The sequence below is a fragment of the Planctobacterium sp. R6 genome (assembly GCF_055755215.1).
Genome location: NZ_JBVTQY010000007.1, coordinates 79,670 through 91,520, shown reverse-complemented (window position 1 = coordinate 91,520; position 11,851 = coordinate 79,670). Strand labels below are relative to the sequence as shown.

Below are 11,851 nucleotides of genomic sequence, written 5' to 3'. Positions count from 1 at the left end.
TGAGTTTTACCCTTAACGTATTTGCCGCCAGCATAAGTGTAATAGCCGAAACATGCAAAGTAAGAATCGGCTAATAATTGGGTATTATTGTGCTAATTCAGCTTATTCTGACCAAACCGCATATTCATTGCCTGCCGGATCGGTAAAATGAAAACGGCGTCCTCCGGGGAAAGCAAAAATTGCCTGAATAATCTGACCTTTGGCTTGTTCTACAGCGCTTTGTGTGGCCTCCAGATTGTTACTGTACAACACCAGCAAAGGGCTACCAGTAGCAGTGGAAACGGTCTGTTCTGCACTGAAAAAACCACCATCGATGCCTTGTGCGGTAAAACTGCTATAAGCTTCGCCATAATCAGTAAAGGCCCAGTCAAACACCTCAGTAAAAAAGGTTTTACTGGCCTGAATGTTGCGGGTGGGAATTTCGATATAATTAAGGTTATGATGGCGCGTCATGACACACTCCGTGTTTGGTCGATTGATGCCCTCAGTTTAGGTGAAAAAAAGATGCAAAGCTACAGATTGATTCCGGCCACACAACGACACATCGCTTGTGTTCGCAACTGGTTTGAAACTGAGCGGGCATTGCTGACCTGGGGAGGTCCCGGTTTAACGCTGACCACGGATGATGAGGCATTTGCACAGCAGATTAAACTCAATAGTCTGGCCAGTTTTGTTCTGCTTGATGGTGATGAAGTGGTGGCATTTGGTCAGTATTATGTGCGCCTGGGGCGTCATCATTTCGGACGGTTGGCGGTGTCACCTTTCAGACGTGGCCAGGGCATCGCCTATCACCTGCTTATGGCTCTCGCCGACCGTGCCGGTAAAACCCAACAGGCCAGGGGTTATTCGCTTTTTGTTTTTCCTTATAACAGAGTGGCCCTGCACACTTATCAGCGGTGTGGTTTTAAATGCCAGGCTTACCCGGAGGAAATCCCCGGCGGGTTATCTGATTGCCATTATATGGTGACTGAATGCGTGAGTTTTCCGCAACAGTCATAACCCTCTCTGCCCCCCTTCTTATTTTGCCTGTTCGCCCGAACACCCGAACGCACACATAGGGTGTTCGCCCACCTGTAAAATGAAAATAATTCAATAAAATCATTATCTTATGTTTTGGCCCTGTTTTTGCTTTGAAAGCGATGTATTGAATTTTTGCGGGCTGCTGGTGCGGCCTGAACCGTAAAACAGGACCATTAGTAATGTTAAGAGATACGTCCGGTCAGGACCGGGTAATAGCAAAGCGCTCCTCGCCATTTCGCAAATACGGGGCACCGGTGGGAATTGCTCTGGCGCTGGTGGCTGCAACGCTGACCGGCCTGAATAAATTCGACCAACTGTTTGCCTCAGATATGTCTGTCGATACCGAGCGGTTGCGTTTTGCACAGGTGGTGCGTGGCGATCTGATGCGCGATATTGCTGTTCAGGGGCGCGTTGTCGCGGCCAATAGCCCAACCCTGTATGCCAATTCCGGGGGCATTGTGACCTTATCGGTTAAAGCCGGTGATCAGGTTACCGCCGGGCAAACATTGGCCTTGGTGGACAGCCCGGAGTTAAAAAATCGCCTGGCGCAGGAGCTGGCAACATTGGAGCAGTTAAAACTGGAAGTGGGGCGACAAAATATTCAGATCAAAAGTGCTCAGCTAAATAACCAACAGGCGATAGAAGTGGCGGAAGTCAATTTGGATTCGGCTAACGTAGAAAAGCAACGGGCTGAGATCAGTGTGACTGATTCACTGATCAGTCAACGAGAGTATGAGGAAAAAGTCGCTGCGTTTAAAAGGGCCTCTTTGGTCCATAAGCACGCACAGCAAAACTACAACATTCAGGAAGAAAATCTCGCGCTGGAATTACAGGGGATGCAATCGCAACTGGCCAGGCAGCAGCATGTTGTGGATGAACTCAATCGTCAGATTGCGCAATTAACCCTTACCTCTCCAACCAATGGCGTGATTGGCAGTGTTTATGTGCGACAAAAAGACAATGTTGCAGTTAACACTGCGCTTATCACCGTCGTGGATTTAAGTGTGTTGGAGATCGAAGCCGCTATTCCGGAAAATTTTGCTGACGATTTAGGGGTAGGTTTGCAGGCTGAGATCAACGTCAATGGTAGTGTCCTGGCTGGCGAGCTGGTGGCCATTTCACCCGAAGTGAGTGAAGGCCAGGTGGAAGGCCGTATCCGTTTCAGTCAGCTATCAGAGCAACAGCTAAGACAAAATCAAAAAGTCAGCGCGCGTATCTTAATCGAAGCCAAAAGCAATGTGCTGAAGATCAAACGCGGCGAATTTCTCGAATCCGGGGGAGCGCGGTTTGCTTACCGGGTCAATGGTGATAATGCCTATCGACAACCTGTGGTGTTTGGTTCCCGCAGTATCACCGAGGTAGAGATACTGTCGGGGTTAGCAGAAGGTGACACCGTCATCATTTCCAATACCGCTCAGTTTCGCGAGCAAAGCCAACTGTATTTGAATAACTAAGCGTCATTAAGTTAAGAGGAAAGCATCATGTTAAAAATGGAAAACGTCAGCAAAATTTATCGCACCGAGCTGATTGAAACACACGCCTTGCGTAAAGTGGACTTACATATCAAAGCCGGCGAATTTGTGGCGATTACAGGGCCTTCGGGCTCAGGTAAAACAACGTTTCTCAATCTTGCCGGGTTACTGGAAACCTTTGAAGAAGGCGATTATTACCTGGATGGCGAAAACGTCCGTGGTATGAATGATAATCAGCTTTCTGACCTTAGAAATGAAAAGATCGGGTTTATCTTTCAGAGCTTTAATCTGTTGGCCGATTTGCCTTTGTATCAAAACATCGAGGTACCTTTGCGTTATCGCGGTTTGTCTCAGGCTGACCGCAAGCAAAGAGTGGAGCAGGCACTGGAAACCGTGGGGCTGGCTTCCCGGGCAAAGCACCTGCCAACACAGTTATCCGGCGGTCAGCAGCAAAGAGTGGCCATTGCGCGAGCGATTGCAGGTGAGCCGAAGTTTTTGTTGGCGGATGAACCAACCGGAAACCTGGATTCACTGATGGCGCAACAGGTGATGGAGTTGCTGGAGAAAATTAATCAAAGCGGCACCACCATTATCATGGTTACTCACGATGACAAACTGGCCCGCAGGGCTCATCGCAATATTCAAATCTTTGATGGTCAGGTCAGTGATCTGGAATATAGCGTTGCAGATGACATTGTAAAACGAGCTTAGGAGAGCATGATGTTCAGATATAACCTGTCACTGGCGCTGGCAAGTTTGCAGCAGCGACCTGGGCTAACCTTTTTAGTGATCCTAACCCTGGCAACCGGATTGGGTTTATATACCACAGTACAAACGATGGCGTTTTACAATAGCAGTGTGCCGGTTGCCCACAAAAGTGAGAACCTGTTTCTGATTCAGATGGATAGCCGCGAGGCCTCAGCCGAGCCCATCACCGAGCAAGTTAGTATGGTGGATACCACCTACAAAGATGCCATGAACCTGCAGCAATGGCAGATTCCGGGAGTCACAACCTCGCTCAACTGGAATACCAATGGCGTTATCAATGTGCTGGACAACAATGTACCGGCAATTCGTTCCGAAATATTGGCCACCAATAGCCATTTCTTCAGCATGTTTGAAACCCCATTTATTTATGGTAGCGGTTGGGGAAGCGAGGAGGATAGCAGTGGAGCCGGTGTTATCGTGATTAGCCGCGCCATGAATGATCGTTTATTTGGTGGTGAAAACAGTGTGGGTCAGCTGCTCAGGATAGATACCCTGAATCTGAAAGTTATTGGCGTCATGGCGGACTGGACCATTACCCGACGCTTTTATGATCGCAGTTTTGCGCCGGGCTATTTACACGAGTTTTTTGTGCCATATCGCTTTGCTCTGAACAATGATTTACCGCGTAACGCCAGATTCAACTGCTGGTCTGTCGAAACCCAGGATAATCCTCAGTTTCGCACAGAAAACCTACAGCGATTGTTAAATTCTGAGTGTTCATGGATCAGTTTTTGGGCCGAAATCCCGGATCAACAGTTAGCCACCTACCAAACGCAATTAGGCAATTACATAGAGTCGCAAAAAGCCCTGGGCCGCTTTCCCAGAGAGCCGCAAATGTATGTCACTCATTTGCAGGACCAGGTGAATTACTATGGTAATCGCAACGGTTACATCAATACCTTCAAAATGATTTCCCGTTTGTTTTTTGCTGTGTGCCTGCTGAATGCAGTGAGCATCTTACTGGCAAAGTTTATTCGTCAAAGCCGGGAAGTAAGTTTGCGCCGGGCGTTAGGGGCACGTAAAACCACCATTATTTATCAATATGTTCTGGAAGTGGTTCTGATCGGATTTATGGGCGGCTTGCTGGGAATACTGGTGTCCAAAATTGGCCTTTGGGGCATGCTTAATATTCGTCTTTATGCGGTGGACTATACCGTCACGGCACAAAGTATTGCCCATCAATACCAGCTTAACTGGCTACTGATCGGCGAGGCGTTTCTCACCAGTATTTTGTGTGCTCTGTTGGTAAGTTTGTACCCTATCTGGCGCGTCTGCAATATTTCGCCTGCCACTCAATTAAAAGCAGAATAAGGAGTTACCACGTGGAAATTAAATCAATTCTCCTGAGTCTGAAGCAAAACAAGTTTATGGCTTCGATCATGGTGTTACAAATCGCGTTTACCATGGCGGTATTGAGCCTGTCGGTGTTGTTAGCCGCAGCCACGCTGAAAGAATGGAATTTACCTTCCGGTATTCCGCATGATGACATCATTCGGGTAACACCGCGATTTTACGATCCCAACATGAATGTTGCCGCAGCGGTACAGCATGATCTGCAAAGGTTGCAGGCTATAGATGGCGTGCAGGCGGTGTCGCCAACGGATCAGGTACCCTTTGCGGCCGAGGTTGTGCGCGATGTGTACCTGTCAGTGGAAGAAGAGGCACAGTCCTATAAAACCAACATCTTCAGTGCCGATGAGCAACTGCTGAAAGTGCTGGATCTGACTCTGATAGCCGGGCGGGCTTTTACCTTTGCTGATGTGATTACTGACCCGGATGCAAAAAACAGTGAAGTGATGATCAGCCAATCAATGGCAAAAGCCCTGTTTGACAATGGCAATGCGCTGGATAAAACAGTGTGGCTCAACAAGGGCAGTGATCCGGTTAAAATTGTGGGCATATACAGCGATTTTATGAACGGTGAAACACTCAATTATTTTGGGAAATCCTATCAGACCATGATCTTGCCGCGTTCATCCTGGCAATTTGCGGCTGAGCCTCACTATTTATTGCGCATGACACCCGGTCTGGCAGTGCAAAAACTGGAAGATATCGCCACCGTTTTCTATCAGGATCAGGGGCGCTATCTGGCGGTTTACGAGCGTTTATCGCGCATTCAAAAACGCATGTACGACGGCCGTGGCAGCCGGGCGTTAACCTTTTTAGTGATTAGCCTGGTACTGGTGCTGATAACCTCATTTGGCATTGCCGGCTTTACTTCATTTCAGGTTAATCAACGGCGTAAACAAATTGGTATTCGGCGTGCGCTGGGCGGTAGAAAAAGCGACATTATGGCCTACTTCCTGACAGAAAATAGTATCATTACCTTCGCCGGGTTGTTGCTGGGTACGGTGGTTACCTTGTTTTTTAGCTTTGAGTTGTCCACCATGGAACAGCAAAATATCTTAGATTTAGTATTGCTGATGGTTATTGCCCTGTTGCTGTGGTTCATCAACGTGGTGGCCGTATGGCTCCCCGGGCGTCGGGCAGTCAAAGTGCCACCGGCTATTGTTACCCGGGGCAGTTAACACACGCTGTCAAAGGCCGTCAGATGCGAACGGCCTTTTATTATAATGATAAACACCATATAGGGAGTCTGAATGAAAGCCAGGGTTTTAGTCATAGACGACAACGCGGATGTTGCTAAGGCTATCGGGGTGCTGCTGCACCTGAATGACATAGATACCCATCATGCTGCTACAGCAAAAGCGGGTTTAGAAGCGCTGAACTCATCACCGTTTGACCTGGTGATCCAGGATATGAATTTCAGTAAAAATCATACCTCCGGCGAAGAGGGCATTCAGTTATTTCAGCAGATTCGCGACAATTTTGCGGACATTCCTATTATTCTTATCACCGCATGGACCAGTCTGGAAACGGCGGTGCAATTGGTTAAATCTGGGGCCAGTGACTATCTGAGCAAACCCTGGGATGACGACAAATTGTTAGTCACCATCAATAATTTACTGGAGTTGGCGCAACTGCAACAGGCCCACAGACAGCACACCCTTGAACGTATCCGTCAACGGGATAGCCTGTCTGAGCAATTTGACTTGTGTGGCATTCGCTATCAAAGCGACGCGATGGCGCAACTATTGCGCATGACCACACAGGTGGCAAATTCCGATGTGGCGGTACTGATCACCGGACCAAATGGCGCCGGAAAAGAAAAAATTGCAGAAGTGTTGCAGGCTAATTCGCCCTGCAAAGACGGGCCTTTTATCAAGGTTAATGTTGGCGCATTAACACCGGAATTAATGGCGGCGGAGTTATTTGGTGCTGAAGCCGGTGCATATACCGGGATCACGCAGCGGCGTCAGGGGCGGTTTGAGTTAGCGCACGGTGGCACCCTATTTTTGGATGAGATTGGCAATTTGTCGATGGATGGACAAATCAAATTATTGCGGGTGTTAGAAACCGGTGAGTTTCAGCGCATTGGTGGCAATGAGGACATAAAGGTTAAGGTGCGTATTATCAGCGCCACCAACAGTGATCTGTCGGCCGCCATTGCCACCGGTACATTTCGCGAAGATCTTTATTATCGACTGAATGTTATTGAGCTAAATCTGCCGCCGCTACACAAACGCAAGGCCGACATACTGCCGTTGGCAGAACTGTTTCTGGCGAACAAAGCCACCTTGTCTGAAGAGGCTGTCATGGCGTTAAAGCAATATCACTGGCCCGGCAATGTCAGGGAAGTGAAAAACGTGATGCAAAGAGCGGCCTTGTTGTGTCAAAACCAGTTGATCAAGGTGTCAGATCTTGGTCTGGAGTTGCAGCAACCCTTGAAAATAGATGCCAGCAAAGATGACGAAATCAATGCCAATGACATTCGGCGCGCTATTGAGGAAGCCGGTGGGGTGATTTCAGATGCCGCCCGATTATTAGGGCTTGGCCGATCGGCCTTGTACCGGCGAATGAAAAAATTTGGCATTGATGAAAACTAAGCGCTTATGAAAAAATCCCTCTACAGACACTTATTGCTGCCGCTTGCTTTGTTGTTCACGCTGTTTTTCGCCGGCACTGTCTACATTTCAGAGTACCTTGCGGAGCCGGTGTTGTGGACCCTTGCACTGACCCTTGTTGTGACACTTACAATGGCGATTTTATTGCAACAATTATTGCGTCCGCTGACCGATGTATTACAGGCCATTAATGATGGTGTCAGTGCTTTTCAGGAGGATGACTTTAGCCTGAGCATTCACAAAAATGGCTATCGGGAAGTGGAAGATATTGTCAGTCTCTATAACCAGGTGGCTGGTATTTTGCGGGCCGAACGAATGAACATATTTCAGCGGGAATTGCTGCTGGACACCTTGATTCAATCAACACCGGTAGCGATGTTACTGACGGATAATCGGCAGCGAGTGGTGTACAGCAATCACGCTGCAAAACAGCTGTTGAATGCCAATAAATCACCGGAAGGCTTTGCCATTAGCCAATTGATCGCATTATTGCCGGAAGCGCTACAGCAAGCCACTCATAGCCTTCAGGATGGCCTGGTGACTTACAAAGTAGACGATCAAACCATGGTATTTAACGTTAACTTTCAACAGTTTATGCTCAACGGTCAAAATCACAGTTTGTACCTGTACAAAAATTTGAGTCAGGAAATGGGCCGCAAAGAAACTGAATTGTGGAAAACCGTGATCCGCATGATTAGTCATGAACTCAATAATTCTTTGGCCCCCATTGCTTCTTTGACCAGTTCTGCGCGGCGTATTCTGGCGCAACCTGAACATCTGCATATGCTGAATGACGTGTTGGAAACCATTGAGCGGCGCAGCCAACATCTGAGTGCGTTTATCAAGCAATATGCTCAGTTCGCAAAAATGCCTCCGCCTCACAAAGAACGGGTGCAGTTAAAGCCGTTTTTTGAACATCTAAAGACGCTGCTGTCTGTGCACTGTGAGCTGGACATCACTGTCGAAGCAGCACACTTCGATGTGTCGCAAATTGAGCAGGTGCTAATTAACCTGGTGAAAAATGCCAGAGAATCAGGCTCTGAAGAGCAGGACATTGGGTTTCGGTTGACGCAACAGGCAAATAAGCTGACGTTTCTGGTGTTTGACCGGGGGGCGGGATTGTCACCAGAAGAACTACAACAGGCACTGCTGCCTTTTTACACGACGAAGGAACAAGGCTCAGGCATAGGTCTGGCGTTGTGTAACGAAATTGTAGCCGCCCACGGCGGAAAACTGCGTTTGTACAATCGTGAGCATGGCGGATTGTGTGTGAGTTTTGAGTTCGCTATCAGCTCAACCTGAAAGGATTGAGCTTAACAGGTTTGTTATTCGGCACTTCCAGGTAACCGGGCAAGGTAGTCCTCTTGCCAAACTTGCGCCATTTTAGCCTGGTCTATATTACCGCCGGATAATATAACCAGACAGGTTTGGGGATTGCTGAACCGGCCTTTGCGTAGCCAGTTCATCACGGCTTGCATGGTCATTGCGCTGGTGGGTTCTACATGCAGTTTGAGTAAGTGCTGTAACCATTGTGTCCAGTACGCGATTTGCGACTCGGCAATTTCGTAGAAGTCATCACATTGCTGCAAAATCGGGAAGGTATGGCTACCCACAGCAGGTGTCGCAGCGCCATCAGCAAGGGTATCGGGTGGCCCCGGTAAGGTCTCGATTTTACCACTGCGTAAAGAACATGCGGCATCGTTGGCGTTCAATGGTTCGGCACCAATCACCTGAATCCTGTCGTCAATGCCTTTGGCGGCCAGCAAGGTGCCTGACAACAATCCGCCACCACCACAGGGGGCAAAAACCGCATCAACCTGAGCATTGATCTGCTGCAAAGCTTCATAGCAGGCCGTGCCCTGGCCGGCAATCACATCCGGATGATTAAAGGGCGGGATCCACAGGGTGCCGTGTTGTTGGGCAGCCTCCTGTACCGCCTGATCCGCATCTGTACGACTGGCAAATTTGTGTAACCTGGCACCATAGGCCTCAGTGGCTGCGGCCTTTACTTTAGAGACGGAGGCAATGGTGAAAATGCTGGCGGGTATGTTAAACGTAGCCGCGGCATAGGCGATAGCCTGAGCGTGGTTGCCAGAGCTATTGGCCACTATCTGCTGCGGTAATTCGTTGTTTTCACTGAGTTTCGCCAGTACATTGGTGGCCCCACGAAACTTAAAAGCCCCGGTCTTTTGCAGACATTCTGCTTTGAATAAGATCCGATGACCCAGCCATTGATTCAGTAATGTCGACTCAACAACCGGTGTCTGGTGTACTTTGTGTTTAATGCGCTGATAGGCAGTGATGATCGCCTGATGATCCAACACAGAATGTTTCCCTTAATTTGCTGAATATAATTGCGAAAACTTATCATATAACCCAGGCAACGCTGAACATAATTTACGGTGTATTCACATTGTGAAACAGCTTGCCTTAATGCTGCCACAATTGATCATCATATGATGTTGGTAACTGCAGGTAATAAACGTTAATATGCGGTTTAACTATATAGAGTATAATGCTCCATCTAATTTAGTAGTCAAAGCCACTATACAGGCTTGTCGAGAGAAGGTATGTCGACAGATAAATTTGATAATGTGCCCAGAATTGTTCTGGAAAAAGAAGACAGGGATTCTTTTCAGCGAACCCGTGCTGCGCAGAAGACGAAACCAGAACCAGAAACTCCTCAGGATAATCCACCACCGGCTAAATCATCAGGTGGACTGGTAGTGTTCGTTTTATTGTTAGCGTTGGGCGGTTATGGTGGCAGTTACTGGCTTTACACCTTGCAGCAAAAAACGGCGAACCAGCTGGACAACGCCAGTGAACGTATCTTCGAATTGGAACGTAAAATCTCTGCTACAGGCGAAGAGCTGGATCAGTCTGCCGTTGCCTTACGGGTTCAGGTGAACGATTTAAAAGATAAAACCGACGTGTTGTGGCAGGAAATGGATAAGTTGTGGGCCTCGGCGTGGCGACGAAACCAGACGGAAATCAAAGAGCTACAAACTCAGACCAATAACGAGTTTAAGAACCAAAAAGCCAGTTTAACGGCGTTGCGTTCGGATGTTTCTGATTCCAATACCACCATGGCGGTAATTCAGGAACAGGTAAATCAGCAATTGAATCGCGCCAAAGAAATCAACAGCTCTTTGGAGTCCGTGGTGAAACAGCGCGCTGCGTCAGAGCAACAGATCCGCGATATGGGCGATCAGGTTGCCACGGTTGCCTTGCGCATTGAAGCCTTAATTGAACGCATTGATGCGCTGGAGTCTTTGAAACAGGAAGTGTCTGACATCAAAAGCCAGAACGTAGCCAAACCGGCTATCGTGCAACAACCCTCTGCGGGTAACACGCAGGCAGGGCAGTAATCGGCAATTATACCGGATGAGCCTGGCCTCATCCGGATTGTACTCGTCTCAATTCGCTTATCTTACTGAAACCAAATTATGCATTTCACTGTGCTGCTCGTGATCAAGGTGATGGAAATTGCGGCAGCGTTGTTTTAGCTCCTGAATAAATGCGCGGCGGTTGCGCGGTGAAATAAATGTATAAGAGCCACCGTGAAAGATCTTAATACGCGAAAATGACAACGTGGGGGCCACAAACCAGTTGTAGCTTTTTTTGGCCAATTGCACGTCGGAATAATAGATGGTTTTGTACAGTAATTTGCCACATTTAATTTCCAGCCTGTCCTGGTGTAACGTGTATTCACACGGCCAGGCAGAAAAGCGAATGATCACAAACATAAGCACACTAATTGCTGATGCGGTAAAGATATCAGCAGGTTGCAGGCTAAAACCCTGATTTTGTAGCATCGGCCAGGCAAGCAACGCGCCAGGCACGGATAAAGTCACTGCAGTGAAGAACCACCAATCCACTTTGGAACGCCACTTTGACACTGAATAGTTTACTGTTTTCATAATGCCCTCTACCAATAAAACATATACACCGCCCAATAAATATACCCTGATTACCCGGTGTTTGCTGTTGGTCAGAGGTGATCACTGACAGCTGTTATGTGTTAAAATCCCGCCGGTATCGATTCTTTAATTGCGAAAGTTGGCTATGAAAACTCCCATTAACCGCCCCATTGATCCTTGTCAGGCAGTGTGCCGATTTGACGATGATGACATTTGTTTGGGGTGCTTTCGCAAAAGAGAGGAGGTCAATAATTGGCGTTTTTTAAGCAATGAAGAAAAAGCCAAAATTGTAGAAATAGTCAAACCCAAAATTGCACAAAGGCTGGAGGATGAAAGGCGTGCAGGGCGCTTGCCGGCATCGCAACGATTCCGTTATTAGTCTTATTGTGTGTGATTTGAGCCATTAGACGGTTGCTTTTATATTCTCTGGGTGAGAATTTGAACCATTACACAAATCTGAGTACACAGCTTGTACCTGAATAGCTAGTCAGCATATCTGAATAGGTGCAAAGGCTGATTCAAATGGTTTCAATCCAGCTTTTTATAGCCAATCTCTTACAAACTAAAAGGGGATCCACACACCCTATCTTCAATCAGGGATGACAAATTTTGGGGTTTAAATTTAACCGGCTGTTCAATCGATTATACCAGGACACCCATCTGAAGGTTTTTGAGTATTCGTAGAGGCAGCCATTATCGTCACCTA

Annotated in this window: 12 protein-coding genes; 9 read left to right on the top strand and 3 right to left on the bottom strand. The window is 47.7% G+C overall.

Annotated features, from left to right (window positions below; translation table 11 throughout):
* Positions 1–102 precede the first annotated feature (102 nt).
* Positions 103–453 carry a VOC family protein gene (locus AC0J20_RS06870; RefSeq protein WP_229528422.1) on the bottom strand — a complete coding sequence of 117 codons (351 nt, stop codon included), beginning with the start codon at positions 451–453 and terminating at the stop codon, positions 103–105.
* Positions 454–504: 51 nt separating this feature from the next.
* Between AC0J20_RS06870 and AC0J20_RS06865 the strand changes: the two genes are divergently transcribed.
* The 7 genes from AC0J20_RS06865 to AC0J20_RS06835 all read left to right on the top strand — a co-directional run bounded on the left by AC0J20_RS06865 (position 505) and on the right by AC0J20_RS06835 (position 8,527).
* On the top strand, positions 505–999 hold the full coding sequence (locus AC0J20_RS06865) for a GNAT family N-acetyltransferase (RefSeq protein WP_473021136.1): 495 nt from the start codon (positions 505–507) through the stop codon (positions 997–999).
* A 200-nt stretch (positions 1,000–1,199) separates the two neighbouring features.
* Positions 1,200–2,474 (top strand): efflux RND transporter periplasmic adaptor subunit, encoded by a 1,275-nt coding sequence (locus AC0J20_RS06860; protein ID WP_473021135.1) that lies wholly within the window; start codon positions 1,200–1,202, stop codon positions 2,472–2,474.
* A gap of 27 nt (positions 2,475–2,501) precedes the next feature.
* Positions 2,502–3,203 (top strand): ABC transporter ATP-binding protein, encoded by a 702-nt coding sequence (locus AC0J20_RS06855; protein WP_229528425.1) that lies wholly within the window; start codon positions 2,502–2,504, stop codon positions 3,201–3,203.
* Positions 3,204–3,209: 6 nt separating this feature from the next.
* The gene (locus tag AC0J20_RS06850) at positions 3,210–4,571 is read left to right on the top strand and encodes an ABC transporter permease (RefSeq protein WP_473021134.1); all 1,362 of its coding nucleotides are present in this window, start codon (positions 3,210–3,212) and stop codon (positions 4,569–4,571) included.
* Between the two features lie 11 nt (positions 4,572–4,582).
* Entirely contained in the window at positions 4,583–5,788 is a 1,206-nt protein-coding gene (locus tag AC0J20_RS06845) for an ABC transporter permease (RefSeq protein ID WP_473021133.1), read from the top strand.
* Positions 5,789–5,860: 72 nt separating this feature from the next.
* A complete protein-coding gene (locus AC0J20_RS06840; protein ID WP_473021132.1) occupies positions 5,861–7,207 on the top strand; it encodes a sigma-54-dependent transcriptional regulator in 1,347 nt (448 codons plus the stop codon).
* Positions 7,208–7,213: 6 nt separating this feature from the next.
* Positions 7,214–8,527, top strand: a complete 1,314-nt coding sequence (locus tag AC0J20_RS06835) for a sensor histidine kinase (RefSeq protein ID WP_473021131.1) — start codon at positions 7,214–7,216, stop codon at positions 8,525–8,527.
* 23 nt (positions 8,528–8,550) lie between these two features.
* Here the strand turns inward: AC0J20_RS06835 and AC0J20_RS06830 are convergent, their stop codons facing one another.
* Positions 8,551–9,549: a serine/threonine dehydratase gene (locus tag AC0J20_RS06830; RefSeq protein WP_473021130.1), complete on the bottom strand. Its 999-nt coding sequence runs from the start codon at positions 9,547–9,549 to the stop codon at positions 8,551–8,553.
* 246 nt (positions 9,550–9,795) lie between these two features.
* On the opposite strand from AC0J20_RS06830, the gene AC0J20_RS06825 reads away from it, so the two are divergent.
* Complete coding sequence (locus AC0J20_RS06825) at positions 9,796–10,593, top strand: hypothetical protein (protein WP_229528431.1); 798 nt, start codon at positions 9,796–9,798, stop codon at positions 10,591–10,593.
* A gap of 57 nt (positions 10,594–10,650) precedes the next feature.
* On the opposite strand, the gene AC0J20_RS06820 is transcribed toward AC0J20_RS06825, so the two are convergent.
* Positions 10,651–11,145: a PH domain-containing protein gene (locus AC0J20_RS06820; protein WP_473021129.1), complete on the bottom strand. Its 495-nt coding sequence runs from the start codon at positions 11,143–11,145 to the stop codon at positions 10,651–10,653.
* A 145-nt stretch (positions 11,146–11,290) separates the two neighbouring features.
* Between AC0J20_RS06820 and AC0J20_RS06815 the strand changes: the two genes are divergently transcribed.
* A complete protein-coding gene (locus AC0J20_RS06815) occupies positions 11,291–11,524 on the top strand; it encodes a DUF1289 domain-containing protein (protein WP_473021128.1) in 234 nt (77 codons plus the stop codon).
* Positions 11,525–11,851: the final 327 nt, after the last annotated feature.